We start from the raw sequence: 24,637 nt of genomic DNA, 5'->3' as shown, positions 1-24,637 counted from the left end.
AAAGACAGAAGATCTGTGGATAACTCTGTGGAGGGTTGACGCCGGTGTGATCAGGTGAGTTCTGCCGTACGGAGCAGGATCACCGCCGCTGCCAGCAGGAATACCACCGCACAGGTACCCCATTGGACCAGTGCGCGATTCCTGCCGGAGGCGGGCCACAACATGGCCAGGCCCAGTACCGCTCCCGTGATCAGGCCACCCACATGGGCCTGCCAGGAGATGGAGAGCGCGCCGCCGAACGGCACGAAGGTCAGCACCAGCATCAGCACGACCATCACGATCACCGGCCGCATCTCGTAGCGCAGCCGGCGCGCCAGGACGACGGTGGCGCCGAGCAGGCCGAAGATCGCGCCGGACGCACCGAGCGTCGGGGTGTTCGACGGGGTCAGCAGATAGACGAGGGCGCTGCCGCCGAGGCCCGAGAGCAGGTAGACCGCGAGGTAGCGGGCCCGGCCCAGCGCCGCTTCGAGCGGCCCGCCGATGAACCACAGCCCGATCATGTTCCCGACCAGGTGCCACCACTCGACGTGCAGGAACACCGAGGTCAGCAGCCGGTGGTACTGGCCGGTGGAGATCCCCTCGACGGGGGCGCCGGCGAACTCGCGGTAGCGGCCGAGCAGCTCCAGCTGGATGACGACGGCCGGGGCGATCAGCCCCACGAAGAACACCGCGACGTTGATCCCGATCAGGATCTTGGTGACCAGATGGGGGTCGGCGGCGACCACCCCGCCCGCGAGGTTGCGCGGCGCGTTCGCGGCGGGGCGGTGGCCGGTGCCGGAGCCGTCGCGGACGCATTCGGGGCACTGGAAGCCGACCGAGGCGCTGATCATGCACTCGGGGCAGATGGGACGCTCGCAGCGGGTGCAGCTGATTCCCGTGTCGCGGTCCGGGTGGCGGTAGCAGCGCGGCAGACGGTCGGTGTCCATCGGTTCCCCCGGGGCTCGTGGGTCAGCGCTTCTCGATGACGACGGACTTGATGACCACGTCCTCCACGGGCCGCTCGGTGCGCGGGTTCGTGGCGCTGGACGCGATGGCGTGCACGACCTGCCGGCTGGCCGGGTCGGTGACCTCGCCGAAGATGGTGTGCTTGCGCGTGAGCCAGGCGGTGGGCGCGACGGTGATGAAGAACTGCGAGCCGTTGGTGCCCGGGCCGGCGTTGGCCATGGCGAGCAGGTACGGCTTGGTGAAGGCCAGGTCGGGGTGGAACTCGTCGGCGAACTGGTAGCCGGGGCCGCCGGTGCCGTTCCCGAGCGGGTCGCCGCCCTGGATCATGAAGCCGCTGATGACGCGGTGGAAGACGGTGCCGTCGTAGAGCGGGTCCGTGGTCTTCTGGCCGTCCGTGGGACGGGTCCACTCCCGCTCGCCGGTGGCGAGTTCCACGAAGTTGCGGACGGTCTTCGGGGCGAAATTCGGCAGCAGCTCGATCTCGATGTCGCCTTGGCTGGTCTTCAGGGTGGCGTAGAGCTTCTCGGCCACGGATCTGCCTTCCATAGTCATCACTGTCGGTCCAGATGGTCGCACGGAGGGCTGTACGGCAGAGAAATCCTCCACCCGTATGCCCTGTCGCGCATGCCGGGAGGCCTTATGCCAGGCATGATCCGGTAAAGGGTGGAAAGGTGAGCTGTGTCCACCGCCGAGGAGGAGGTTCCAGTGACCCGCAAGGACATGCACCTGGCCGCCGAGCATGCCAGGGAAGCCGTGAAGTACGCGGCGGAAGCCGTGGCCCCGTATGCCGGATCCGCGAGGGACGCAGCGGTGCAGTACGCGCACGACGCGAACGAGCTCCTGGCGCCGAAGGTGTCGAGCGCCGCACACGGGGCCGCGCGACAGGCGCGGTCGACGTACGAGTGCCATGTACAGCCCCGGATCCGGGCCGCACGCACGCACGTGCCGCCGAACGTGGACCGGGCGGCGACGAGGGCGGTGGAGCAGACGCGGCTGGCGGCGCGGCAGGCCGCCGAGTACACGCAGCCGCGCATCGAGAGCGCGATCGCGGCGGCCACTCCGATGGCCGAGGAGGCGGCTTCGCGGTCCGTGGCGACCTGGGCGGCGCTGCGCGGCCAGGTGTCGGCCGAGGAGGTGCAGAAGCTGCTGCGGCGCCACGAGCGGCGGGCGTGCGCGGGCAAGTGGGTCAAGGGCTTCGTGATCGCGGGCGTGGTGGCGATCGGGGCCTTCGCGGCGTGGAGGTGGTGGGACCAGCAGGCGAACCCGGACTGGCTCGTCGAGCCGCCCGCGGCGACGGAGCTGTCGGCGAGCGACGCGGAGCCGGCGAGCTTCGACGACGAGCTGGCGGAGAAGGAGCGCGACGCGGGGTCGTCCTTCGACGACAAGCAGATCTGACCGGCGGCGCCGCGTGCGCGCACAGGGCGAGGGCCCGGGTCCCCTGGATCCGGGCCCTCGCCCGTTGGGCGGCTCGTGCGCCCGGCGTCAGCCGGGGAGGGTGAGGACCTGGCCCGGGCGGATGAGGTCGGGGTTGGCGCCGATGACGCCCCGGTTCATGGCGTAGAGCTCGCGCCAGCGGGCCTCGTTGCCCAGCTCGCGGCGGGCGATCTCGGAGAGCGAGTCGCCGGACTTGACGGTGTACGTGCGCTTCTTGGCCGCCGGCATCGGCTTGGCCGGCGCTGCGGGGACGGCCTTGTGCGCGGCGGACGCCGGGGTCGGGGTGTGCGGGGCGCCGGGTGCGGCACCGGCGGCGGCGGGGTGCGGCGGCAGGGGGGCGGGCTTGGGGGCGACGGGCACCGCCTTGTGCGCGGCGGATCCCGGGGTCGGGGCCGCCGGCCTGGGGGGCGCCGGCTTGGGAGGGGCGGGCTTGGGGGGCGCGGCCGCGGCCATACGCTCGGCGGCGGCCCGGGTGGCCGAGGCGGCATCGGCGGCCGAGCTGTCCATCCGCTGCTCGCCCTGCTCCTTCGCCTTCTCGGATGCCTCGTGCGGCTTCTTCTTGTCGGACTTCAGGAAGTCGAAGAGTCCCATGGTCTGTACGCCTCCGGCGTGGGTGGTGCCCCCCTCGGCTCGGTGCCTTCCCCCACTGTCCGCCACGGGGCGGCGGGCGGCCGCGTGACTGGGCCGTTCGGGGGATGCCGTCACTGGCGGGCGCGGCGGGCCGGGCGGGGGCTGTCGGAGGGGGTGGCGAGGTCGCCCTCGACGAGCAGGCCGAGCACGCGCAGCAGGGTGGTGCGGTCGGTTTCGGCGAGGCCGGCGAGGGCGTCGGCGTGGACCTGGTCGACGATCCGCCGGCTCCGGACGGCGACGGCCGCGCCCTGCTCGGTGACGGCGATGATGCGGGCCCGGCGGTCCTTGGCGGAGGGGCGGCGCTCGGCCAGTCCGGCCTTCTCCAGGGCGTCCACGGTGACGACCATCGTCGTCTTGTCCATGTCGCCGATCTCGGCGAGCTGGATCTGCGTGCGCTCCTCCTCCAGGGCGTGGACGAGGACGCAGTGCATCCGCGGGGTGAGTCCGATCTCGCCGAGGGCGGCTGCCATGCGGGTGCGCAGGACGTGGCTGGTGTGGTCCAGGAGGAAGGAGAGGTCGGGCTCGGTCCGGGTGGGCGCCATCGCAGTCATGCATCCACTGTAGCGATTCGATCCGAAGAAAATCGTCTGCAACGAAACTATCTGGTACGGTCGCACCAGCTGCTGCACCGCACCTGCGGCAGAACTGCCGCTCCCAGACTGGAGAGTCCGATGCCTTCTGCGCTCACCTCCGCCCCTCCCGCCGCACCCGGCGCGTCCACGGCCGCCCCGCGCGGGCTGCACTCCCGCTGGACCGCCCTGGCCGTGCTCTCGACGGCCATGCTGATGACGGTCCTCGACGGCAGCATCGTCACCGTGGCCATGCCCGCCATCCAGAACGATCTGGGGTTCTCCCCCGCGGGCCTCAGCTGGGTCGTGAACGCCTACCTGATCGCCTTCGGAAGCCTGCTGCTGCTCGCCGGACGCCTCGGCGACCTGATCGGCCGCAAGCAGCTGTTCCTGGCCGGGACCGCCGTCTTCACCGGCGCTTCGGTGCTCGCCGGCCTCGCCACCTCCTCCACCGTGCTGATAGCCGCCCGCTTCCTCCAGGGGGTCGGCAGTGCGATGGCCTCCGCCGTCAGCCTCGGCATCCTGATCACCCTGTTCACCGAGGCCCGGGAGCGGGCCAGGGCGATCGCCGTGTTCTCCTTCACCGGCGCGGCGGGCGCCTCGCTGGGCCAGGTGCTCGGCGGAGTGCTGACCGAGGCCCTCGACTGGCACTGGATCTTCTTCATCAACCTGCCCATCGGACTGGCCGCCCTGCTGCTGGCACTGCCCGCCCTGCCCGCCGGCCGGGGCCCGGGGCTGGGCGCGGGTGCCGACGTACTCGGTGCGGTCCTGATCACCGGCGGGCTGATGCTCGGCATCTACACCGTGGTGAAGGTGGAGCAGTACGGCTGGACCTCCGCGCACACCCTCGGCCTCGGGGCGCTCTCCCTGGCCCTGCTGGCCGGCTTCACCCTGCGCCAGGCGAAGGCCCGGACCCCGCTGGTGCCGCTGCGGATCTTCCGCTCCCGCACGGTGACCGGCGCGAACCTGGTGCAGATGATGTTGGTGGCCTCCCTGTTCTCCTTCCAGATCCTGGTGGCCCTCTACCTCCAGAAGGTGCAGGGCTACGGGGCCGCCGCCACCGGACTGGCGATGCTTCCCGCCGCCCTGGTGATCGGCGCGGTCTCCCTCGGCGTCTCCGCCCGGCTGAACGCCCGCTTCGGCGAGCGCAACGTGCTGATGGCCGGCCTCGGCCTGCTCGTCGTGGCCCTGGGGCTGCTGACCCGGCTGCCGGTGCACGCCGACTACGTCACCGACCTGCTGCCGGTGATGCTGCTGGTCTCCGGCATCGGCCTGGCGCTGCCGGCGCTGACCACGCTGGGCATGTCCGGCGCCGACGAGGGCGACGCGGGTCTCGCCTCGGGGCTGTTCAACACCACCCAGCAGATCGGGATGGCGCTGGGCGTGGCCGTCCTCTCCACACTGGCGGCCTCCCGTACGGAGTCCCTGGCCGGGAGCGGCAGTACACCGGCCGAGGCCCTCACGGGCGGCTACCACCTGGCGTTCGGCATCGGTGCCGCGCTGCTCCTGGCCGGGATCGTCCTGGCCGCGACCCTCCTCAGGGCGGGTGGCGCCTCCCGGCGATAGCAGGGAGGCAGCGGGTGCAGGCGGCCCCGCGGCCGGCCCCGGCCGATGTTTCACGTGAAACATCGGCCGGGGTTATCGTCCGGACCATGCCTGAACTCATCGCCCCCACCCCCCGCCTGCACGCTTCCTGGCTCGCCGCACAGGAGGAGTGGGGACCGGACGCCCACATGGACGGGGCCGGACTCGGCTCCGGAGACGACGTGGAGAGTGCCGAGGGGTTCGCGGCCTGGGTGGAGAAGCTGCGCCGCCAGTCCGACCGAACGGCGCCGGTCGAGCAGGGCCGCGTCCACGCGACGTACTGGTGGATCGCCGAGGGCGACACCTACCTGGGCGCCATCGACCTGCGGCACTACCTGAACGCGTTCCTGCTCGATGCGGGCGGCCACATCGGCTACGGCATCCGCCCCTCCGCCCGCCGCCGGGGGCTGGCCGGCTGGGCGCTGGGCGAGGTCCTGTACGAGGCACGGCTGCTGGGCCTGGACCGGGTCCTGCTGACCTGCGACCCGGACAACACCGCGTCCGTACGGACGATCGAGGCGAACGGCGGGGTCCTGGAGGACGTCCGCGAGACGCTGATCGGCCCCAAGCGCCGCTATTGGATCGAGCTCTCGCGCTGACCCTCGGCGGACCGCGTGGCGGGGTGGCGGGGGGCGTCCGGGACTCCCGGGCGGCGGACGGAGTCCATCTCCTTGCGCAGTACCGGAACGACCTCCGTCCCGAGGATCTCGATCTGCTCCAGGGCCGCCTCCAGTGGCAGGCCCGCGTGGTCCACGTGGAAGAGCTGGCGGTGGTAGTCGCCGTAGATCTCGCGGAAGGCCAGGGTCTTCTCGATCGCCTGATCCGGGCAGCCGACCGTCAGCGGGGTCTGGGCGGCGACGTCTTCCAGGGAGGCTCCGCCGCCGTAGACCGGTGAGCGGTCGAAGTACGGGCGGAAGTCCCGGAAGGCGTCCTGGGAGCGCGGCTTGAGGAACGTCTGGCCGCCCAGGCCCACGATGGCCTGTTCCGGGGCGCCGTGGCCGTGGTGGGCGTACCGCTCGCGGTAGTACTCCACCAGCGGCCGGTAGTGGCCCATGGGCGCGAAGATGTTGTTGGCGAAGAACCCGTCGCCGTAGAACGCGGCCAGTTCCGCGACCTCGGCGGAGCGGACCGAGCCGTGCCAGACGAAGGGGGCCACCCCGTCCAGCGGGCGGGGGGTGGAGGTGAAGTGCTGCAGGGGGGTGCGGAACGTGCCCTCCCAGTTCACGCGCTGCTTCCTCCACAGGGTGTGGAGGAGTTCGTAGTTCTCGACGGCCAGCGGTATGGCCTTGCGCTGGTCCTTGCCGAACCAGGGGTAGACGGCCGGGGTGTTCCCGCGGCCCAGCATCAGGTCCGTCCGGCCGTCGGCCAGGTGCTGGAGCGTCGCGTAGTCCTCCGCGATCTTCACCGGGTCATTGGTCGTGATCAGCGTGGTGGACGTGGAGAGGATCAGCCGCTCCGTCCGCGCCGCGATCCAGGCGAGCAGGGTCGTGGGGGACGAGGGGACGAACGGCGGGTTGTGGTGCTCACCGGTGGCGAAGACGTCGAGCCCGACCTCCTCCGCCTTGACCGCCATCGCGGTCATCGCCTTGATCCGCTCGTGCTCGGTCGGCGCCCTCCCGGTCACCGGATCGGGGGTGACGTCTCCGATCGTGAATATCCCGAACTGCACTGCGCTCATCTGTCCTCCAGGTTGTGTGTGTTCGACGGCGTCCGGACCAGGGACCGAGCCCGTACCGGCCCGGCATCACGCGACTGCCGCTGCCAGCGCCGCCGTGCCCGCCGCCCGCATCGCCCCGAGCGGAGCGGGGCCGTGACCCGTCATCAGTTCCACCTGGCGTGCCGCCTGGTGGACCAGCAGGTCGAGTCCGCCGAGTACGGGTCCGCCGCGGCCGGCCCAGGCCGCCGCCAGCGAGGTGGGCCACGGGTCGTACACCACGTCGAACAGGACCCCGAGAGAGGCGGGCACGACTCCCGCGAGACCGTCCGCGGCGCCCTTGGGGGTCGTGGAGATCACGAGCGGGGCGGACAGGGCCCGGTCGGCGTGCTCCCACCGCGCCGTCCTGACGTCCACGCCGAGGCGTTCGCCCCAGCCGCGCAGCTCGGCGGCGCGCCCGGGAACCCGCGCGAAGACGGTGACCGGTCCGGAGCAGATCTCCGCGAGGGCGGCGATTGCGGAGGCCGCGGTGGCTCCCGCGCCGAGCACGGTGGCCGACTCGACGTGGGTCACGCCGCGCTCAGCCAGTGCCGCGACCATGCCGGGGATGTCGGTGTTGTCGCCGGTCACTCGTCCGTCGGGGTGCCGGATCACGGTGTTGACGGCCTCGACCGAGGCGGCCCTGCCGGTGATTTCGTCCAGCAGCGGGATGACGGCCCGTTTGAGCGGCATGGTCAGGGACAGGCCGGCCCACACGGAGCCGGACCGCCCGCCGAGGCGGGACATGAAGCCCGGCAGCGCCCGCTCGTCCACCTCGAAGCGGCCGTAGGACCAGTGGGGCAGGCCGAGCGCGGCGTACGCGACGCTGTGCAGCAGCGGGGAGAGCGAGTGGATCACGGGGGAGCCGAGCACGGCGGCCCTGCGCGGGCCCTCGTCCACGAGGCGCAGGCGGGGCATCAGCGCACCTCCTCTTCGGCGCCCGTCCCGGCCAGCGCGTGCAGGGCGAGACGGTAGGAACCGATGCCCAGCCCGGCGATGGTTCCGCTCGCGACCGGGGAGACCACCGAGACGTGCCGGAAGTCCTCACGGGCCTGGGGATTGGAGAGGTGGACCTCGATGAGCGGGGCCGTGCGCTGTGCCGCGGCGTCGCGCACCGCGTACGAATAGTGCGTGAAGGCCGCGGGGTTGAGGACGACGGGCAGGGCGAAGTCGGCGGCCTCGTGGAGCCAGTGGACCAGTTCGCTCTCGTTGTCGGTCTGGCGTACGTCGACGTCGAGTCCGAGTTCCTTGCCGAGCGTCCGGCAGTCCTCGACGAGCCCGGCGTACGAGGTCGTCCCGTAGATCCCGGGTTCGCGGCAGCCGAGGCGGCCGAGGTTGGGACCGTTGAGGACGAGCACCCGGCGGGACACGGGGGTGGCCGGCTGCAGGGCGCCCGCGATCTTCGCGTGGGCGGCCTCCAGGACGTCCGGGGCCGGGTCGGTCAGGACGGCGGGGTGGCCGACGCCGTCGAGGACGATGAAGCGCAGCCGGTTGCCGCGGGACTTCTTGTCCAGCCGCATCGCCTCCAGCAGCCGGGGCCAGCGGTCGCCGCGGTAGGTCACCGGAAGGCCCACGGAGGTGAGGACGGCCCGGTGGCGTTCGACCTCCGTTGCGGACAGCCGTCCGGTGAGCCCGCCGAGTTCGGCGGCGAAGACCATGCCGACGGACACGGCATCGCCGTGCCTCCACTTGTAGCGCTCGTTCTTCTCGATGGCGTGCGCGAGGGTGTGGCCGTAGTTGAGGATCTCGCGCATCCCCGACTCCTTGAGGTCGCTGGAGACCACGTCGGCCTTGACCCGGATCGACCGCACGATCAGCTCGGAGGTGTGCGGGCCCGCCGGCGTACGGGCCGCCTGCGGGTCCTCCTCGATCAGTTCGAGGATCTTCGGGTCGGAGATGAATCCGGCCTTGATGATCTCGGCGAGACCGCTGACGTAGTCGTCGACCGGCAGCGAGTCCAGCGCCGCCAGGTCGCACAGCACACCGGTCGGCGGGTGGAAGGAGCCCACCAGGTTCTTGCCCTCGGCGGTGTTGATGCCGGTCTTGCCGCCGACCGCCGCGTCCACCATCGCGAGGACCGTGGTCGGCACGGCGATCCAGCGCACCCCGCGCAGCCAGGTGGCCGCGACGAAGCCCGCGAGGTCGGTCGTGGCTCCCCCGCCGACGCCGACGATGACGTCGGTGCGGGTGAAGCCGGACTGGCCGAGCGCCTTCCAGCAGTACGCGGCCACCTCTGCGGTCTTGGCCGCCTCCCCCTCCGGCACCAGGACGCACACCGTCTCGTAGCCGAGTTCCTCGGCCTGCGCGCGCAGCGCCTCGGAGGTGGCGGCCAGCGCCTCGGAGTGGATCACGGCCACCCTGCGGGCGGCCGGGCCGACCAGCCGGTGGAGCTCGGCCGGATCCTCCAGGATCCGCCGCCCGACCAGGACTTCGTACGGATCGGTGCCGGCACTCCCACCGATCCGGATCCGGACCACGGACTGCCTGGTCATGCCTTCTTCAGCTCCAATGCGTCGATGACCGCCTGTACGACGTCTTCGGGCGCACGGCGGTCCGTCGGGATGACGACCCGGGCGCAGCCGACGTACAAGTCGCGTCGTTCTTCGTGCAGTTCCTGCCAGCGCCGCTGCGGGTCCTGAGCGAGCAGCGGCCGGTCGGTGCCCTCGCCGACCCGCTTCATGGCCTCGCCGACCCCGATGTCGAGGAAGGCCACGGGAAGTCCCGCCAGCCGTGCGCGGGTCCCCGCGTGCAGGACCGCGCCCCCACCGAGGGCGAGGACACCGCCGTCCTCGGCGACCGCGCGCACCACCGCCAGGTGCTCCAGCTCGCGGAACCTCCGCTCGCCTTCGCCGGTGATGATCTGCCTGACCGAGCGGCCGGTCCCGCTCTCCACGTCCCGGTCGGTGTCGCGGAAGGGAGCCCCGAGCCGCTCGGCCAGCAGTGCGCCCACCGTGGACTTGCCCACGCCCATCGGTCCGACCAGGACGGCCAGCGGACCGCCGGTCACCGGATGTGCAGGTTGTCGAGGTACGACTGCACGTTGCGGCGGGTCTCGGGGACCGAGTCGCCGCCGAACTTCTCGACGACCGCGTCCGCGAGGACCAGGGCCACCATGGCTTCGGCGACGATGCCGGCGGCCGGGACCGCACACACGTCGGAGCGCTGGTGGTGCGCCACCGTCGCCTCACCGGTGGCGACGTCGACCGTGGCGAGGGCGCGCGGCACGGTCGCGATGGGCTTCATCGCGGCGCGGACGCGCAGCAGTTCGCCGGTGGTCAGACCGCCCTCGGTACCCCCCGAGCGCTCGGAGGTGCGGCGGATGCCGGCGCCGGTCGACACCATCTCGTCGTGGGCCCGGGAGCCGGGCACCCGGGCGAGCTCGAAGCCGTCGCCGACCTCGACGCCCTTGATGGCCTGGATGCCCATCAGCGCAGCGGCCAGACGTGCGTCCAGGCGGCGGTCCCAGTGGACGTGCGAACCGAGGCCGACGGGGACCCCGTAGGCGAGGACCTCGACCACACCGCCCAGGGTGTCGCCGTCCTTGTGGGCCTGGTCGATCTCCGCCACCATCGCCTTCGAGGCGTCGGCGTCGAGGCAGCGCACCGGATCCGCATCCAGCTCCTCCACATCCGCGGGGGTCGGGTGGACCCCGTAGGGGGCCCTGGCCGAGGCGAGCTCCACCACGTGCGAGACGATCTCGATGCCCGCGACCTCCTTGAGGAAGGACCGGGCGACCGCGCCGAGGGCGACGCGGGCGGCGGTCTCGCGGGCGCTGGCGCGCTCCAGGATCGGCCGGGCCTCGTCGAAGCCGTACTTCTGCATGCCCGCGAGGTCCGCGTGACCCGGCCGCGGCCGGGTCAGCGCCGCGTTGCGGCCGGTGTCCTTGAGCAGCGAGGGGTCGACCGGGTCGGCCGACATGACCGTCTCCCACTTGGGCCACTCGCTGTTGCCGATCATGACCGCGACGGGGGAACCCAGCGACAGTCCGTGCCGTACACCGCCGAGGAACGTCACCTCGTCCTGCTCGAACTTCATCCGGGCACCGCGGCCGTGACCGAGCCGGCGACGGGCCAGGTGGTCCGCGACCATCGCGGTGTCGACCGGGACGCCCGCCGGGAGCCCCTCCAGGGTGGCCACCAGCGCGGGGCCGTGGGACTCGCCCGCCGTCAGCCAGCGCAACCTGCTCAGCACTCTCTCACTGCTCCTTGTCGGAAATCCGGACTGTGGGTTCAGACCACGGTCTTCTTGTCGAGCACCAGATCGTGGCCGACCACGAAGGCGGCCTCGTCGGAGCAGAGCCACACCACGGTCTCGGCGACCTCCTCGGCGGTGGCCCCGTCGGCCTCGGTGCTGCCCGCTTCGTGCGCGGGCCCCGGGCTGATCGCGTTGATCCGGATGCCCTTGGCGATGTATTCGTGGGCGGCGGTACGGGTCAGCGTGCTCAGGGCGGCCTTGGAGGCGGCGTAGGCCCCCATGCCGACCAGGCGTCCGGTGCTCGCCATGTTGCAGGCGGTGTTCACGATCACGCCGCCGCCGCGGGACCCCATCTCGGCGAGTTCGTGCTTCATCGCCATCCACACACCGGTGAGGTTGGCGGCGAGGGTCTCCGCCCAGACGGTCTCGCAGATGTCCGCGACGTTCCGGTTCGGGCCGGTGACGGTCGCGTTGTTGAAGGCGATGTCCAGGGCTCCGTACCGCTCGACCGTGGCCGAGACCATGCGGACAGCCGCGTCGGAGCCGCCCCGCGTCATGTCCGCCACGACGGAATCGGCCTCACCGCCCGCGTCGCGGATCAGCTCGACCGTGCCCGCAAGCTCCTCGGGATCCGGTCCCGCGACCATCACGGTGGCGCCCTCGCGGGCGAACGCGACGGCCGTCGCCCGGCAGACGCCGTCGCCCGTTCCGGCGACGAGTGCGACCCTTCCAGCGAAACGTGCGGACATCGTTCAAGCCCTTCTTTCTCTAGCCTTCTCGGTGGATCGTGTCGAGCAGTTCATCGGCCCAGGCGGGGCTGTAGTCGTCCAGCCGCGGGAGACCGCCCTCGTAGGGGGAGCCCGTCCACGTGAACCTGGCGCCGGGGTTGTGCGAGGCGTAGCCGCCCGCGGCGAAGAGGTGCGGGCTGCCCTGGACGTCCGGCCCTTCGGCGGTCCGCCACTGCTCGTAGACCTCGGTACGTCCGCTGCCGCGGGCCAGCGCCCCCGCCAGTGCCCCGGCGTCGACGTGCTCGCACTGCTCGGCGATGTCGAGGATCACCGCGTGGACGCTGATGCACCTGCTGTCGGCGTAGAACGCCCGGCGCAGTGCCTCGTCCAGCTCGTCGCTGCCCCTCAGCCCGCCTATCGCGGGGTCCTTCGCCGCCTGGACCGCTTCGAGGGCCGGCAGGGTCGTCACCGGGTAGGCGTGCGCCGGACCGTCCCACAGCCGCCAGCCGAGCTCCGGCAGACGGGCGGCGATCGCCATGATCTCCGGGTCGACGATGAACTTGGGGGTGGGCTCGCGGTTGAACAGCTCCAGCGGGAAGGCCCGGTGGTCGATGAGCAGCGGCAGGGACCGGCGGCGCGCCGCCGCACGCAGGGTGTGCAGGGCGAGACTCGCCCAGGGGCAGCCGATGTCCGACCAGACGGTCACCGTCGGGCTGCCTGTTCGTGTCACCATGTCGGATCCTCCTGGGGTGGGACGCATATCGCGCGCCCGGCCGCCGCACGGCGGCCGGGCACACGTCGGTCAGAGCTCGACGCGGACGCCGTACTCGGTGACCCAGGTGTTGAACTCGATGAGCCGCTCCAGCACGGAGCGGGCACTCCAGGGGCCGCCGACGCCGTACGAGCCGACCGGCACGTCCAGCAGCTTGCGGATGTCGGCCTCGGAGACCAGCTGGAGCACCGGGGCGCCCTCGACGAGGAGGCCCTCGACCTGCTCGCGCAGGGCGATCTCGTACTTGCGGTCCTGCGTGGAGGGGTACGGGTTCTTCTTGCGGTCGAGGACCGAGTCGGGCAGCAGACCCCGCATCGACGCGCGCAGCAGGCTCTTCTCGCGGCCGTCGAAGGTCTTCATCGCCCACGGGGTGTTGTAGACGTACTCGACGAGGCGGTGGTCGGTGAAGGGAACGCGCACCTCGAGGCTCACCGCCATGCTGATGCGGTCCTTGCGGTCCAGCAGGAAGTTCTCCCAGCGGGTGAGGTTGAGGTAGGTCACCTCCCGCATCCGGGCCTCGAGGCCGGTCTCGCCCTCCAGCCGCGGCACCTCCTCCAGCGCCTGGGTGTAGCGCTCCTTGACGTACTCGGTCAGCCCGAGCCTGTCCCACAGGCCGACCGTGCGCAGTGCGCCGATGCCGCCGGCCTTCTCGAAGGGGTGGTGCCAGGGGAAGCTGTCCAGCTCGACGGCTTCCTTGTCGTGGAACCAGGTGTAGCCGCCGAACAGCTCGTCCGCAGCCTCGCCGGAGAGCGCGACGGTCATCTGCTCCTTGAGCGCACGGCACAGGATGAGCAGCGAGTACTCCATGTCGCCCGTGGAGACCGGCAGGTCCTGGGCGCGCAGGACGGTGCTGCGCACCTCCGGGTCGAGGATGTCCTCGTTGTCGAGCTCGACGATGATGTGCTCGGCACCGACCTGCTCGGCGACCTCGACGGCGAACGGGGTGTCCGGGTCGGCCCACTGGACGTTGGCCTCGAAGCGGTCCTCATGGCCGGTGAAGTCCACGGAGAAGGCGCGGATGGGCTGTTCGACGCCCTGCTTGGTGAGGGCCTTGGCGGCGAGCGCGGTCACCGCGCTGGAGTCGAGGCCGCCGGAGAGCAGCGTGCCGACGGTGACGTCCGCGACGAGCTGGCGCTCGACGATGTCCTCCAGCAGATCTCGGACGTTGGCGATCGTCGTGTCGAGGTCGTCGGTGTGCGGGGTGGCCTTGAGCTCCCAGTACGTCGTCACGCTCTGTCCGTCGCGGGTGAAGCGGACGGTCGTGGCCGGGAGGACCTCGTGCATACCGCGGAAGACCGCGTGCCCGGGGGTCTTGACGATGCTGAAGATCTCCTTCAGCCCCTCGGCGTCGACGACGGCCTCGGCGTCCTGGTGGGCCAGGATCGCCTTCGGCTCGGAGCCGAAGAGCACGCCGTCGGCGGTCGGGTAGTAGTAGAGCGGCTTGACGCCCATCCGGTCGCGGATGAGGAGCAGTTCCTCGGTGCGCGGGTCCCAGATCGCGAAGGCGTAGATGCCGTTCAGGCGCTCCGCGAAGCCGGCGCCCCACTCCAGGTAGGAGCGCAGGACGACCTCGGTGTCGCTGGAGGTGCGGAACTCGTGGCCGAGGGCGCGCAGTTCCTCGCGCAGCTCCCGGAAGTTGTAGACCTCACCGGTGTAGGTGATGACCGGCTGCGTGTCGTCGTTCTCGTCGGCGGCCATCGGCTGCCGGCCGCCCTCGAGGTCGATGATCGCCAGGCGGCGGTGTCCGAGGATCGCGCGGGGCGAGGTCCACAGCCCGCCCGCGTCCGGGCCGCGGCACTCCATGGTGCCCGTCATGGCCGACGCGATGTCCGTGTGCGCCGTCAGATCGCGCTCGAAGCTGACCCATCCGGCAAGGCCGCACATAGGTGATCGGTTCCTCTCGATACAGGGGGATGTCCAGGTGACCAGGTGTCCTTGGCCGACTCCCCAGAGTTTTGGGCGGCCCCGAATCCCGGGTCCATCGCGGCCGGTTCACTTCGTCAGGTGACGGTGACTTCTTGAGGTCGGCCGCGCAGCGGGGACCCTGGACCGCCGACCTGACACAGTGCTTCCCGGGTCGATTGCCGCGGCCGGTGCGCGAACGCACATTCCATGGGGTGACACCGACATCTCTCGACACCGATCCCCGGGCCGTGAGGCCCCCCGTACGCGCGCGCAGGCCGCTGCCTCCCCTGCTGGTGACCGCCGGCTACGAGTTCGCGCTCACCACCGGCATGCTCTTCACCGTGGTCACGGCCGTCCGCTGGATGGCGGGCCCCGGCTCCCCCTTCTCGGACCTGCTGCCGACCCTGCGCAGCCAGCTGGTGGTGATGGGGCTGCTGGTCGGCGCCATCGTCACCGCCGTGCTCGGGCCCTCCATGCGCCGGGAGACCGCCGGTCATCTCAATCCCGCGGTCAGCATCGGGCTGTGGCTGCTGCGCGTCTTCCCCGGGAAGGCGGTGCCGCCCTTCGTCGTGGCGCAGCTGGCCGGCTCCGTGTGCGGGGTCGCTCTGGCACGGCTCGTGTGGGGTGACGCGGCCGCCGCGGTCGGCGATGCCGCGCTGGCCCCCGCGCCCGGCTGGGGCGCGGGCGCCGTGTTCGCCGCCGAGGCGGGGTCCATGGCCGCGATCATGCTGGTCGTGGCCTGGTTCGGGACGCGCCCGCCGCTGCTGCGCCTTCTGCCGCCGGTGATCGGCGCCTGTGTCGCGGCCGTCATCGTCTTCCTCGGGCCGTACTCCGGTGGCGGCGGAAACCCTGCGCGCCAGCTCGGGCCGGCCCTCGTCTCCGGTACGACCGGCCTGCTGTGGGTCTACCTGCTCGCACCGGTCGCGGGATCGCTGCTCGCGGGCGCGGTGGCCGCACTGGCGCGGCCCCGCCCTTAGGACCGTGCGGCGGAGCCGCTGAAACCGTCGGGGCGGCGCCCGGTCCATGACCGGGCGCCGCCCCTCTGTCGTGCCTGCGCTCAGTGCGCGACCGGCCGGGAGGGACAGCTGCCGGGGCGAGACCGTCTCCCCGGTGCCGCCGTGGTCGAGGATCAGGAGGCGGCGGTCCTGCGTGAGGTGACCGACGCGGTCCACGCTCAGCACGTCGTGCCCGTCCAGCCGCCACACGGCCTTCCCCGCAGACTTGTCGAAGGAGATCGCGAGGTCGTGCCCCTGGCCCGGCGTGCGGGTCGCGAGCGGGAGGGCGTAGGAGGACGCGGCGTAGGAGGCGCCGGGCTCGGTCGTCACCGGTGTGGTCCTCCGTCGCGTGTCGAAAGCACGGAAAACGCGTCAGGGGACCGGGGCAGTGTGCCCCGGTCCCCTGACGACTGCTGTGCGGGTCCGGTCAGACGGCCTGGAAACCGCGGTGGAGGGCGCCGGCGATCTCCACGGCACGACGGGCCTGGAACTCGACGGCGGCGAGGTTCGCATCGGCCACGTTGTCGGGGCTGTTGCCGGAGATGCTGCTCGCCCCGTACGGGTTGCCGTTGGCCGGGTCGAACTGCACCGCGTCGGCGAAACCGGGCGGGACGATGATCGAACCCCAGTGGTAGAAGGTGTTGTTCAGCGCCAGCAGGGTGCTCTCCTGGCCGCCGTGGGCGGTCGAGGTGGAGGTGAAGGAGGAGACGACCTTGTTCACCAGCTTGCCCTGGAACCACAGGCCGCCCGTGGTGTCGATGAACTGCTTGAGCTGAGCGGCGGGCAGGCCGTAGCGGGTCGGGGTGCCGAAGAGGATCACATCGGCCCACTCCAGGTCGGCCAGGGTCGCCTCGGCGACGTCCGCGGTGGCCGCGGCGTGGTCGGCCCACGCCTGGTTGCCGGCGACGACGGAAGCGGGGGCCAGCTCGGCGACCTTGAGCAGACGCGCCTCGGCGCCGGCCTTCTCGGCCGACTCGACGGCCGCCTTGGCCATCGTGTGGACGTTCCCGGTGGAGGAATAGTAGATGACGGCCACGTTGGTCATGCGGATACAACTCCCTTGTCAGATGAGTGGAATGCGGTCGAGCCACAGGAGCACGGTGCGGCGCACCCGTGCCGGGTGCAGCCTCCTCAACGGAGGTCCGCGCCGTGGAGCCAGGCGACCTTGTCGTACATGTCGTCGGCCGAGAGGCCCGCGAGCATCGCGTTGCGCTCGCGCGCCCCCTCGCCGACCGGGTGGTACAGCTGCCGCCCCATCTCGCGGGCGACCAGCTGGATCTCTGCCGTCCGCTCCCGGCGGGTCGCGCTGTACTTCTCCAGCCGCTGGACGACGTCGTCCCCGGAGCAGTCCAGCGAGTCGGCGAGCACCACCGCGTCCTCCAGCGCCTGGCAGGCGCCCTGGGCCGCGTACTGGAGCATCGGGTGCGCCGCGTCGCCGAGCAGCGCCACGCGCCCGTCGGTCCACACGTCGACCGGGTCGCGGTCGCACAGCACCCACGCCTTCCAGTCCCGGCCGAGCTCCAGCAGCCGCCGCGCCGTCTCGCCCAGGTCCGGGAACTCGTGTCGCACGTGCTCGCGCTCGGTCGGCTGCCCGACCACGGCCACCTGCGCGCCGTCGTCCCTGGTCGCGGCCAGGTTCAGGAACGCGCCGCCGCCGATCGGGTAGTGGACGAAGTGCCACTTGGGGCCCGCCCACAGGGTCACGGTGTTCCACCGCAGCTCCTCGGGCACCTGCTCCATGGGAATCACCGAGCGGTAGATCGTGTGCCCGGAGACCCGCGGGTCGCCGTCGCCGACGAGTTGGCGCCGTACCGCCGAGCGGATGCCGTCCGCCCCGATGAGTGCCGCACCGCTGAGCCGCTCGCCGCTGCTCAGGACGGCGGTCACCTCTCCGGAGCCCTGACCGCCCTGCTCGTACGACACCACCGCGCTGCCGCCGCGCAGTTCGATCAGCGGGTGGCTGCGGCAGCCTTCCAGCAGCGGCTCGTACAGGTCGGAACGCTGCACGACCGCGTACGGGTTGCCGAACCGCGCACGGTAGTCGCCGGTCAGCGGCATCGAGGCGACCCGCTCGTCCGTGGTGCCGTCCATGAACCGCAGTTCGTCGATGTAGACCGCACGGTCGCGGACCTGCGCGCCCGCGCCGAGCAGGTCGAGCGCGTGGAAGGCGTTGGGGCCGAGCTGGATGCCCGCACCGAGTTCGGTGAAGGTCTCCCTGCGCTCGAGCACGGTCACCCGGTGGCCGCGGCCCGCGAGGCCGAGGGCGGCGGCGAGTCCGCCGATGCCTCCGCCGGCGATGAGTATGTTCGCCATCTGTGGTTCACACCCCTTGTGGTGTCGGACGGTCGAGGAAGAGCCGGCGCAGTTCGTCGTGGAAGCCGGGGAAGGTCTTGGTGACGCAGGCCGGGTCGTCGAGGGTGATTCCTTCGACGCGCAGCCCGAGGACGGAGAAGGCCATGGCGATCCGGTGGTCGCGGTAGCAGGCGATCTCGGCGCCGCCCGGTATGCCGGGGTGGATGGTGATCCGGTCCCGGCCCTCCTCGGTGCGTATCCCGCAGGCCCGCAGGTTCCGGGCGACCGCCTCGATCCGGTCGGACTCCTTGAGCCGTGCGTGCCCGATCCCGCGGATCGTGATCGGGGCGTCGGCGAGCGGCGCGATGGCCGCGAGCGTCATGAACGTGTCCGAGATGTCACCCATGTCGACGTCGAACCCGCCGGTGAGGCCGCCGTCCGCACGACCGGTGACGGTGGTCGCGCGATCGGTGGTCTCCACCTGCGCGCCCGTTCGCCGCAGGACCTCGGCGAAGCCGAGGTCCCCCTGGGAACAGCCGGAGCCCAGGCCCGGCACGGTGACGCTGCGCCCGGTCACCGCGGCCGCCGCGAAGACGTACGAAGCAGTGGAGGCGTCCGGTTCGATCGTCAGGTCCGCCGCCGTGTACCCGCCGGGCCGCACCGTGATCGTGCCGTCGTCGTGCTGGTCGGTGCGCGCCCCGAAGTGGTGCATCAGCGACCGGGTCATCTCGATGTACGGACGGCTGACCAGTCCCTGCGCCCGGACCGTCAGCGGCCCGCGCATCAGCGGAGCCGCCAGCAGCAGCCCGGTGAGGTACTGGCTGCTGAGGGAGGAGTCGAGGCCGATCTCCCCGCCGTCCAGGCCACGGGCCTCGACGGTCAGCGGCAGGACGCCCCCGGATCCGGTGCTCAGCCCGGCGCCCAGCCCGCCGAGGGCGTCCACGAGCGGACGCAGCGGACGGGCCCGGAGCTGGTCGCTGCCGTCGAAGACGAACGTTCCCCGTCCCGTGGCCGCGAAGGGCGGCAGGAAGCGGGCCGCGGTTCCCGCGTCCGCGCACCAGACGCGGGCGTCGCCGACGGGCCCGCGGCCCGTACCGGTGATTTCCCAGACGTCGTCGGTACCCGAGATGCGCACGCCCAGCCCGGTGAGCGCCGTACGGAAGGCGAGGGTGTCGTCGCTGATCAGCGGTGCTCGCAGCCGGGTCACGCCCTCGGCGGCGGCCGCCAGCAGCAGGGCCCGGTTGGTGATGCTCTTGGAACCGGGCACACGGGCGGTCAGTGGAGCCGTGGACGCGTTCATGCCCTGCTCCCGACCCGGGCCGCACTGGCGCGGGCCGCCGCGGCGACACGCTCGGCCCTCGGACCGTACTGCTCGTGGAGCGCCCGGTACGGAGCCGAGGCGCCGAACTCGCCCGTTCCCGGGTGGCCGTGGCCGGCTTCCTCGACGGCGTCGACGGCCGGCGCGCGGGCGACGTCCACGGCGCGCCGGGCCGGCTCGCTCCATGCGAAGCGTCCGGCCACGCTCTTCGGGGGGGTCCTCACGGTTCTGCTCAGGGCTCCTTGATGATGTTCGGAACGGGTGGGAGAGCCGCTCACACGGCCACCCTGCAATGACCTGTGCGAACGGGCGCAGGAGTCCGGGAGCACTTCGTCAGGTGCTCCGGACTGCGTCATGAAGCCCGCGGTGCGGTGGCGACCCGGGACGTCCCGGGCAGCCCGGTACCGCGGTCGGGCAGGTCATCGGCCCGGCGGGCGCTCCAGTGCCAGGCCCAGGCCCGACAGCCCCGGAAGGGAGTGCAGCCCCTCGACGGTCGCCTCGACGTCGAACAGCGTGCGCTGCACCGGTGCGCGGCCGATGAGTTCCGCCGCCCGCGCGGGCAGCGGCGCCGCGGCGGCCTCGGCGGACTCCCAGAGCAGCACCGCACCCCACCGTTCGGTGTGCGGGTCCGAGATCCAGAACTTCAGGCGCAGGCCCTCGACTCCGGCGAACAGGTCGACGGCCTCGTCCCGCAGGAACGCGCGCAGCGACTCGGCGGTCTGCCCGGTACCTTCCAGGTCCCACCAGACCACTGCGGCCTTCATACCGGCCTCCCCTCGTCGAGCAGGTCGGAGAGGGCCTCTCCCACGATGCGTACGCCGTCCTCGGTGAGCACCGACTCGGGGTGGAACTGCATGGAGCGGAAGCCCGGGCCGCGCAGCGCATGGACCTCGCCGGTGTGCGGATCCCTGCTCACCTCGACCACGCCGACGCCGGGGCAGTCCGTCTTGTCCTCGGTGCTGTGCGCGGCGAACGTGTTGTAGAAGCCGACGCGTTCCGGCTTCCCGAACAGGTCGATCCGGCGCTGCGTGCCCTGGTTGGGCCGTTCCCTGCGCAGCAGGCCGAGACCGAGCCGGGCGCTGAGCACCTGGTGGCTCAGACACACCGCGAGGAAGGGCCGGCCCTCGGTCAGCAGGGTGTCGATCGCCCCCCTCAGGTGGGCGATCTTCGGGTGACCGGCGTCCTGCGGGTCACCCGGTCCCGGCCCCATCACGACCAGGTCGTACGGAGCGAAGGCGTACGGCTCGTCGAACCGGCGCACCGTCACCCGCGCCCCCCCGGCGCGCAGCTGAAGGGCGATCATCGCCGTGAAGGTGTCCTCGGCGTCGACGACGAGCACCTCGCGCCCCGCGAGCCCCGGGATCGGGCGCACCCGGTCGGCGTCGTCGGCCAGCCAGAAGGCGGAGACGGCCTCGTTGCGGCGGACCAGTGCGGCACGCACGTCGGGATGGTCGGCGAAGCGGGTCGGGCCCTTCTCGCCGAGGACCGCCAGCAGACCCGCGGCCTTGGCCCTGGTCTCGGCGACCTCCGAGAGCGGGTCGGAGTGGCGGACCAGCGTGGCGCCCACCCCGATCCGCATCCGGCCGGCGCCGTCGATGTCCGCGGTGCGGATGAGGATCGCCGAGTCCAGGGTGCGCGCACCCCGGCCGTCCTGGCCGATGACCGCCAGCACGCCGCTGTAGTAGCCGCGGCCCTGCGGTTCGTACCGCTTGATGACCTCGCCGGCGCTCTCCAGCGGGGAGCCGGTGACGGTGGGCGCGAACAGCGTCTCGTGCAGGATCTCGCGCGGATCCCGGTCGGTGTCGCCCTCGATGAAGTACTCGGTGTGCGCGACCCGGGCCATCTCCTTCAGGTACGGGCCGACGACGCGGCCGCCCCCGGCGCAGACCTGGGCCATCATCTTGAGTTCCTCGTCGACGACCATGTACAGCTCGTCGGACTCCTTGGCGTCGGCCAGGAAGTCCATGACGCCGGAGAGGGTGGGACCGGAGTCCGGGTAGCGGTAGGTGCCGCTGATGGGGTTCATCACGGCCCGGCCGCCCTCGACGCTCACGTGCCGCTCGGGGGAGGCCCCGACCAGGGTGCGGTCGCCGGTGTGCACCACGAACGTCCAGTACGCGCTGTTCTCCTTCTCCAGGAGTCGGCGGAAGAAGCACAGCGCGGAGCCGATGCCGTAGTCGGTGATGTCCGCGACGAAGGAGCGCTTGATGACGAAGTTCGCGCCCCTGCCCGTGCCGATCTCGTCCTTGACGACCCTGCGGACGGTCTCCGCGTAGGCGTCGTCGTCCATGTCGAAGCCGCCGCCGTCCGCCAGCCGTACGGGTACGTCCGGGATCCGGCGCAGCACCTCCTCCAGGGAGGCGGTCCCCTGCTCCGCGATGGCCATCGCGAGCAGGGGCGCACCGTCGTCCGGTGCCTCGTAGCCGCGTTCGGCGATCTGCCGGTACGGCACCAGTGCCAGGACGTCCTGGCGCGGCGCGGCGGATGCGGTGAGGCCGGGGAGCGCGATGTCGGCCAGCGCCGCCACCTCGGTCATCTCGCCCGCGAACAGGTCGATCCGGTCGGCCCCGGTGCTCTCCGGGCGGTGCACGAGCGCGAAGGCGGGGGACCCGCCCGCCAGCACCCTCCCCAGCAGGTCGTCCGTCATGACCGCTCCTCCCCGCCGTGCGGGAGCGCCCGGGACTCCGGGAGGGCTTCCAGGAGTGCCTTGGTGCTGGTCACGGAGGCGCAGCGGGCCGCCGCGTACTCCAGGGCCATCCGGTGGTCGTTCCAGCTGAAGTCGGCGACGGCGTCGCCGACCAGGAAGGGCCGGATGTCGTGGCTGAAGGCGTCGACCGTCGTCATGAGTACGCCGACGTGGGCGTACACGCCGCAGACGATGAGCTGGTCGCGCCCCTCGGAGCGCATGCGCTCCAGCAGGTCGGTGTGGTGGAAGGCGCTGTAGCGCCACTTGGTGAACACCCAGTCGCCCTCGGCGGGTGCCACCGGCTCCACGACCTGCCGGTGCTCGGGGCTCGGCGTCATGCCGGGGCCCCAGAAGTCCTTCAGCAGACCCCGCTGCTGCGGTGTCATGCCGCCGGGCTGGGCGGTGTACGCGACCGGTATGCCCAGCGCCGCGCAGCGGTCGCGCAGCTGTGCGCTGTGGTCCACCAGGGCGGTGACGGGCTGCTCGCCTGCCGGGAAGGGGGCGAGGAAGAACTTCTGCATGTCGTGGAGGAGCAGCACCGCGCGGTCGGGATCGACCTGCCATTCGGCGGGACCGGTGGGCAGGTCGCCGGCTGCGGGCATCGGGTACGGGCTGATCGCGGGAATGGACCTAGACACCGAGCGTCGCACCCCCGTCCACGGTGAGGTCGTGCATGGTGATGTGCGAGGCCATGTCGGAGAGCAGGAACACCACGGCGTCGGCGACGTCCTGGGGCCGGGCCAGCTTCCCCAGCGGGATCCCGACCCGGTACGCGTCCGGGTTCCCGTCGATCGACATCCGGGCGCTGGAGTCGTCCTCCCACATCGAGGTGAGCATCGGCGTGTCGGTGGAGCCGGGCGCCACGAGATTGGCCCGGATGCCGAACTTGGCGACCTCCAGGCCCAGGCACTTGGTGAACATGGTGGCGGCCGCCTTGGAGGCGGCGTACGCGGACATCTCGGCGCGGGCGGTGCCGGCGGCGTTGGACGCCACGGTGACGATCGCACCCCGCTGCCGGGGCACCATGCGGTTCACGACGGCCCGCGACACGAAGAACACACCCGTGGTGTTGACGGCGAAGGTGGTCGCCCACTCCTCGTCGGTCAGGGCGCGCGCCTCCGCCAGCCGCAGCACGCCGGCCGCGTTGACGAGGTAGTCGAGCGGCCCGAGGGTCGACTCGACCTCGGCGACCAGCCCGTCGACGTCGGAACTGGCGGTCACGTCGGCGGGGAAGGCCGAGACCGTCAGTCCTTCCCCGACGGCGGACTTCACTGCCACGGCCAGGCGTTCGGCATCACGGTCGACGGCGGCGACCCGCACGCCGCGCGCTGCCAGCGCACGCACCACGGCCTCTCCGATGCCTCCGGCGGCGCCGGTGACCAGAGCGGTCTTTCCTTGCATGATCGTTGAACTCCTTTCTCAGCCGCGCCAGGCGGAGGCGACTTCCATCGCCTGCCGGGGATTGAGCCGGGGGTCGCAGAAACTGGTGTACTTCTCTCCCAATTCCCCGAACCGGGATGCGTCGGCGACGCATTCGCTCACGTGGTCCGGGGTGGTCTCCAAATGCAGTCCCGCGGCGATTCCGCCGTTGTCCGAGACCGCGGCCTGGAATTCTTCGACCTCCCGCACGACCGTTTCGACGAACCTGGTCTTGATTCCGCCCGGAGCGCTCACGGTGTTGCCGTGCATCGGGTCGCACAGCCAGATGACCGGGAACCCGGCCTCGCGCACCGCGCGCACCAGTGCGGGCAGCTTCTCGGCCGCGGTGCCGGCCCCCATGCGGGAGATCAGCGTCAGCCGGCCGGGCTCACGCCGCGGGTCCAGCCGCTCGCACAGTTCCAGCAGCTGGGCCGGAGTGGTCTTCGGACCGACCTTGGTGGCGACCGGGTTGGCCAACTCGGCGAAGAACGCGACGTGGGCGCCGTCGATCTCCCGCGTGCGCTCGCCGATCCACGGCCAGTGCGTGGAGGTCAGCAGCAGCGAGCCGTCCGGCTCCCGGCGCAGCAGGGGGCCCTCGTAGTCGAGCAGCAGCGCCTCGTGGCTCGTCCACACCGGCGCTTCGGCCGCGCAGGGACCCGAATCGGCGCTCCAGCCGAGCAGCTCCACCACGTCTGCGGCGGCGCGGTAGCCGGAGAGCAGCCGCTTCGGGTCGGGGCGGCGCAGTTCGGGGTCCGGTTCCGGGCTGTTGACCATGTGGCCGCGGTACGAGGCGAGTTCGACGCCGTCCACGATCTCGGTGGAGCTCGAACGCGGCTTGCCGAACTGCCCGGCGAGCCGGCCCACGCGCAGGACCGGCTTGTGGGAGCGGGTCTTCATGACGCCCGCGAGCATGTCCAGCAGCGCCGCCCTGGCGGCCACGGACCCGCGGGTGGCGTCGGCCGGGTCCTCCGCGCAGTCCCCGCTCTGCACCACCTGGATCTCACCGGCCGCGACCCGGGCCAGCAGGGCGCGCAGTGCCCTCACGTCCTCTCCGCGCACCAGGGCGGGAGCTTCGGACAGTTCCTCGCGGACCTTCCCGAGAACCGTCTCGTCCGGCCAGTCCGGCTGTTGTCCTGCGTCTAGCGATTTCCAGAGTGCAATCTCAGGCACGCGGTACCTCCCAGTGCTGAACCTGCTGACATGGCGATGCACGAGAGTCTGTGAATGGGGAACGCGGGGCACCAATACGACAGTTCCACTTCGTCAGGTGGCGGGCACTTGGTCAGGTCCGTTTCTTTTGCGGTGCACATCGACGAAAGCACCGGAAATTGCCCACTGAAACGGACCCGCGTCATCCGAATTCCTGCCGTGCGCGCGCACGGCCGGGCACGGGCCCGGGTGCACGGGACCGGACTTGACAACACCTGGGGGAAGTTGTGCTGCCGAAGTCCAGAATCCGCTTACGGTCGGCCC

General features: G+C 71.7%; 25 protein-coding genes and 2 pseudogenes. 4 read left to right on the top strand and 23 right to left on the bottom strand.

The window, feature by feature from the left end; all coding sequences use genetic code 11:
• Positions 1–50: 50 nt before the first annotated feature.
• Together ACIGFK_RS08405 and ACIGFK_RS08400 are read right to left on the bottom strand one after the other, a co-directional pair.
• Entirely contained in the window at positions 51–926 is an 876-nt protein-coding gene (locus tag ACIGFK_RS08405; protein WP_376657437.1) for a rhomboid family intramembrane serine protease, read from the bottom strand.
• A gap of 22 nt (positions 927–948) precedes the next feature.
• Positions 949–1,476, bottom strand: a complete 528-nt coding sequence (locus ACIGFK_RS08400) for a peptidylprolyl isomerase (protein ID WP_376657449.1) — start codon at positions 1,474–1,476, stop codon at positions 949–951.
• Positions 1,477–1,650: 174 nt separating this feature from the next.
• Here ACIGFK_RS08400 and ACIGFK_RS08395 point away from each other — a divergent pair, with 174 nt between their 5' ends.
• Positions 1,651–2,340, top strand: coding sequence for a DUF5324 family protein (locus ACIGFK_RS08395; protein WP_400051012.1), 690 nt, complete (start codon positions 1,651–1,653; stop codon positions 2,338–2,340).
• A gap of 87 nt (positions 2,341–2,427) precedes the next feature.
• On the opposite strand, the gene ACIGFK_RS08390 is transcribed toward ACIGFK_RS08395, so the two are convergent.
• Positions 2,428–2,970 carry a LysM peptidoglycan-binding domain-containing protein gene (locus ACIGFK_RS08390; protein ID WP_376657439.1) on the bottom strand — a complete coding sequence of 181 codons (543 nt, stop codon included), beginning with the start codon at positions 2,968–2,970 and terminating at the stop codon, positions 2,428–2,430.
• 110 nt (positions 2,971–3,080) lie between these two features.
• Positions 3,081–3,560 carry a MarR family winged helix-turn-helix transcriptional regulator gene (locus tag ACIGFK_RS08385; RefSeq protein ID WP_376657440.1) on the bottom strand — a complete coding sequence of 160 codons (480 nt, stop codon included), beginning with the start codon at positions 3,558–3,560 and terminating at the stop codon, positions 3,081–3,083.
• A gap of 120 nt (positions 3,561–3,680) precedes the next feature.
• Between ACIGFK_RS08385 and ACIGFK_RS08380 the strand changes: the two genes are divergently transcribed.
• Both ACIGFK_RS08380 and ACIGFK_RS08375 read left to right on the top strand, forming a co-directional pair.
• The gene (locus tag ACIGFK_RS08380; protein ID WP_400051009.1) at positions 3,681–5,144 is read left to right on the top strand and encodes an MFS transporter; all 1,464 of its coding nucleotides are present in this window, start codon (positions 3,681–3,683) and stop codon (positions 5,142–5,144) included.
• Between the two features lie 86 nt (positions 5,145–5,230).
• Positions 5,231–5,761, top strand: a complete 531-nt coding sequence (locus ACIGFK_RS08375) for a GNAT family N-acetyltransferase (protein WP_376657442.1) — start codon at positions 5,231–5,233, stop codon at positions 5,759–5,761.
• On the opposite strand, the gene ACIGFK_RS08370 is transcribed toward ACIGFK_RS08375, so the two are convergent.
• From ACIGFK_RS08370 to asnB, 9 genes and pseudogenes are all read right to left on the bottom strand, one after another.
• A complete protein-coding gene (locus tag ACIGFK_RS08370; protein WP_376657450.1) occupies positions 5,737–6,831 on the bottom strand; it encodes a CE1758 family FMN-dependent luciferase-like monooxygenase in 1,095 nt (364 codons plus the stop codon). The genes ACIGFK_RS08375 and ACIGFK_RS08370 overlap by 25 nt on opposite strands.
• A gap of 75 nt (positions 6,832–6,906) precedes the next feature.
• Positions 6,907–7,773 carry a shikimate dehydrogenase gene (locus ACIGFK_RS08365; RefSeq protein WP_400051007.1) on the bottom strand — a complete coding sequence of 289 codons (867 nt, stop codon included), beginning with the start codon at positions 7,771–7,773 and terminating at the stop codon, positions 6,907–6,909.
• Complete coding sequence (gene aroQ, locus ACIGFK_RS08360; protein WP_376657451.1) at positions 7,773–8,213, bottom strand: type II 3-dehydroquinate dehydratase; 441 nt, start codon at positions 8,211–8,213, stop codon at positions 7,773–7,775. Before aroQ ends, ACIGFK_RS08365 begins: the two co-directional genes overlap by 1 nt.
• Before the next feature lie 36 nt (positions 8,214–8,249).
• Positions 8,250–9,347: pseudogene (gene aroB / locus ACIGFK_RS08355) on the bottom strand (3-dehydroquinate synthase); the annotation flags it as partial.
• On the bottom strand, positions 9,344–9,862 hold the full coding sequence (locus tag ACIGFK_RS08350) for a shikimate kinase (RefSeq protein WP_400051005.1): 519 nt from the start codon (positions 9,860–9,862) through the stop codon (positions 9,344–9,346). The gene ACIGFK_RS08350 and the pseudogene aroB, both read right to left, overlap by 4 nt.
• Positions 9,859–11,043, bottom strand: coding sequence for a chorismate synthase (gene aroC, locus ACIGFK_RS08345; RefSeq protein WP_376657452.1), 1,185 nt, complete (start codon positions 11,041–11,043; stop codon positions 9,859–9,861). Before aroC ends, ACIGFK_RS08350 begins: the two co-directional genes overlap by 4 nt.
• A 41-nt stretch (positions 11,044–11,084) precedes the next feature.
• Complete coding sequence (locus ACIGFK_RS08340; RefSeq protein ID WP_376657445.1) at positions 11,085–11,798, bottom strand: SDR family oxidoreductase; 714 nt, start codon at positions 11,796–11,798, stop codon at positions 11,085–11,087.
• Positions 11,799–11,817: 19 nt separating this feature from the next.
• A complete protein-coding gene (locus tag ACIGFK_RS08335) occupies positions 11,818–12,510 on the bottom strand; it encodes a DsbA family protein (protein WP_376657446.1) in 693 nt (230 codons plus the stop codon).
• A gap of 69 nt (positions 12,511–12,579) precedes the next feature.
• On the bottom strand, positions 12,580–14,433 hold the full coding sequence (asnB, locus tag ACIGFK_RS08330; protein ID WP_376657447.1) for an asparagine synthase (glutamine-hydrolyzing): 1,854 nt from the start codon (positions 14,431–14,433) through the stop codon (positions 12,580–12,582).
• Positions 14,434–14,666: 233 nt separating this feature from the next.
• Here asnB and ACIGFK_RS08325 point away from each other — a divergent pair, with 233 nt between their 5' ends.
• Complete coding sequence (locus ACIGFK_RS08325; protein WP_400051002.1) at positions 14,667–15,431, top strand: aquaporin; 765 nt, start codon at positions 14,667–14,669, stop codon at positions 15,429–15,431.
• A 111-nt stretch (positions 15,432–15,542) separates the two neighbouring features.
• Here ACIGFK_RS08325 and ACIGFK_RS08320 read toward each other — a convergent pair.
• The 10 genes and pseudogenes from ACIGFK_RS08320 to ACIGFK_RS08275 form a co-directional block, all read right to left on the bottom strand.
• Positions 15,543–15,779: pseudogene (locus tag ACIGFK_RS08320) on the bottom strand (DUF6081 family protein); the annotation flags it as partial.
• A 97-nt stretch (positions 15,780–15,876) separates the two neighbouring features.
• The gene (wrbA, locus tag ACIGFK_RS08315; protein ID WP_376657851.1) at positions 15,877–16,494 is read right to left on the bottom strand and encodes an NAD(P)H:quinone oxidoreductase; all 618 of its coding nucleotides are present in this window, start codon (positions 16,492–16,494) and stop codon (positions 15,877–15,879) included.
• 86 nt (positions 16,495–16,580) lie between these two features.
• A complete protein-coding gene (locus ACIGFK_RS08310; RefSeq protein ID WP_376657850.1) occupies positions 16,581–17,762 on the bottom strand; it encodes a 3-hydroxybenzoate 6-monooxygenase in 1,182 nt (393 codons plus the stop codon).
• Between the two features lie 7 nt (positions 17,763–17,769).
• Positions 17,770–19,041 carry a 3-phosphoshikimate 1-carboxyvinyltransferase gene (gene aroA / locus ACIGFK_RS08305; RefSeq protein WP_376657849.1) on the bottom strand — a complete coding sequence of 424 codons (1,272 nt, stop codon included), beginning with the start codon at positions 19,039–19,041 and terminating at the stop codon, positions 17,770–17,772.
• Positions 19,038–19,283 (bottom strand): hypothetical protein, encoded by a 246-nt coding sequence (locus tag ACIGFK_RS08300; protein WP_376657848.1) that lies wholly within the window; start codon positions 19,281–19,283, stop codon positions 19,038–19,040. The genes aroA and ACIGFK_RS08300 overlap by 4 nt, the downstream gene beginning before the upstream one ends.
• Before the next feature lie 195 nt (positions 19,284–19,478).
• Positions 19,479–19,823, bottom strand: a complete 345-nt coding sequence (locus ACIGFK_RS08295) for a hypothetical protein (RefSeq protein ID WP_376657847.1) — start codon at positions 19,821–19,823, stop codon at positions 19,479–19,481.
• A complete protein-coding gene (locus ACIGFK_RS08290) occupies positions 19,820–21,706 on the bottom strand; it encodes an anthranilate synthase family protein (protein ID WP_400050998.1) in 1,887 nt (628 codons plus the stop codon). The genes ACIGFK_RS08295 and ACIGFK_RS08290 overlap by 4 nt, the downstream gene beginning before the upstream one ends.
• Positions 21,703–22,347 (bottom strand): isochorismatase family protein, encoded by a 645-nt coding sequence (locus ACIGFK_RS08285; RefSeq protein WP_376657854.1) that lies wholly within the window; start codon positions 22,345–22,347, stop codon positions 21,703–21,705. The genes ACIGFK_RS08290 and ACIGFK_RS08285 overlap by 4 nt, the downstream gene beginning before the upstream one ends.
• 28 nt (positions 22,348–22,375) lie before the next feature.
• Positions 22,376–23,146 carry a 2,3-dihydro-2,3-dihydroxybenzoate dehydrogenase gene (locus ACIGFK_RS08280; RefSeq protein ID WP_376657845.1) on the bottom strand — a complete coding sequence of 257 codons (771 nt, stop codon included), beginning with the start codon at positions 23,144–23,146 and terminating at the stop codon, positions 22,376–22,378.
• Between the two features lie 18 nt (positions 23,147–23,164).
• Positions 23,165–24,334 carry a 3-deoxy-7-phosphoheptulonate synthase gene (locus ACIGFK_RS08275; RefSeq protein ID WP_376657844.1) on the bottom strand — a complete coding sequence of 390 codons (1,170 nt, stop codon included), beginning with the start codon at positions 24,332–24,334 and terminating at the stop codon, positions 23,165–23,167.
• Positions 24,335–24,637 lie beyond the last annotated feature (303 nt).

This window comes from Streptomyces sp. NPDC085524, assembly GCF_044541755.1.
In the GTDB taxonomy this organism is placed as follows: Bacteria; Actinomycetota; Actinomycetes; order Streptomycetales; family Streptomycetaceae; genus Streptomyces.
Note: the sequence above shows the minus strand (reverse complement) of the source record. Positions and strands in the feature narration are given on the sequence as shown.

What these genes read in the sequence shown, in the direction of transcription:
- ACIGFK_RS08405 (WP_376657437.1), bottom strand. Translation starts at nt 926, where the DNA reads ATGGACACCGACCGTCTGCCGCGCTGCTACCGCCACCCGGACCGCGAC.
- ACIGFK_RS08390 (WP_376657439.1), bottom strand. Translation starts at nt 2,970, where the DNA reads ATGGGACTCTTCGACTTCCTGAAGTCCGACAAGAAGAAGCCGCACGAG.
- ACIGFK_RS08385 (WP_376657440.1), bottom strand. Translation starts at nt 3,560, where the DNA reads ATGACTGCGATGGCGCCCACCCGGACCGAGCCCGACCTCTCCTTCCTC.
- ACIGFK_RS08380 (WP_400051009.1), top strand. Translation starts at nt 3,681, where the DNA reads ATGCCTTCTGCGCTCACCTCCGCCCCTCCCGCCGCACCCGGCGCGTCC.
- ACIGFK_RS08375 (WP_376657442.1), top strand. Translation starts at nt 5,231, where the DNA reads ATGCCTGAACTCATCGCCCCCACCCCCCGCCTGCACGCTTCCTGGCTC.
- ACIGFK_RS08365 (WP_400051007.1), bottom strand. Translation starts at nt 7,773, where the DNA reads ATGCCCCGCCTGCGCCTCGTGGACGAGGGCCCGCGCAGGGCCGCCGTG.
- ACIGFK_RS08340 (WP_376657445.1), bottom strand. Translation starts at nt 11,798, where the DNA reads ATGTCCGCACGTTTCGCTGGAAGGGTCGCACTCGTCGCCGGAACGGGC.
- ACIGFK_RS08335 (WP_376657446.1), bottom strand. Translation starts at nt 12,510, where the DNA reads ATGGTGACACGAACAGGCAGCCCGACGGTGACCGTCTGGTCGGACATC.
- asnB (WP_376657447.1), bottom strand. Translation starts at nt 14,433, where the DNA reads ATGTGCGGCCTTGCCGGATGGGTCAGCTTCGAGCGCGATCTGACGGCG.
- wrbA (WP_376657851.1), bottom strand. Translation starts at nt 16,494, where the DNA reads ATGACCAACGTGGCCGTCATCTACTATTCCTCCACCGGGAACGTCCAC.
- ACIGFK_RS08310 (WP_376657850.1), bottom strand. Translation starts at nt 17,762, where the DNA reads ATGGCGAACATACTCATCGCCGGCGGAGGCATCGGCGGACTCGCCGCC.
- aroA (WP_376657849.1), bottom strand. Translation starts at nt 19,041, where the DNA reads ATGAACGCGTCCACGGCTCCACTGACCGCCCGTGTGCCCGGTTCCAAG.
- ACIGFK_RS08295 (WP_376657847.1), bottom strand. Translation starts at nt 19,823, where the DNA reads ATGAAGGCCGCAGTGGTCTGGTGGGACCTGGAAGGTACCGGGCAGACC.
- ACIGFK_RS08290 (WP_400050998.1), bottom strand. Translation starts at nt 21,706, where the DNA reads ATGACGGACGACCTGCTGGGGAGGGTGCTGGCGGGCGGGTCCCCCGCC.
- ACIGFK_RS08285 (WP_376657854.1), bottom strand. Translation starts at nt 22,347, where the DNA reads ATGCCCGCAGCCGGCGACCTGCCCACCGGTCCCGCCGAATGGCAGGTC.
- ACIGFK_RS08280 (WP_376657845.1), bottom strand. Translation starts at nt 23,146, where the DNA reads ATGCAAGGAAAGACCGCTCTGGTCACCGGCGCCGCCGGAGGCATCGGA.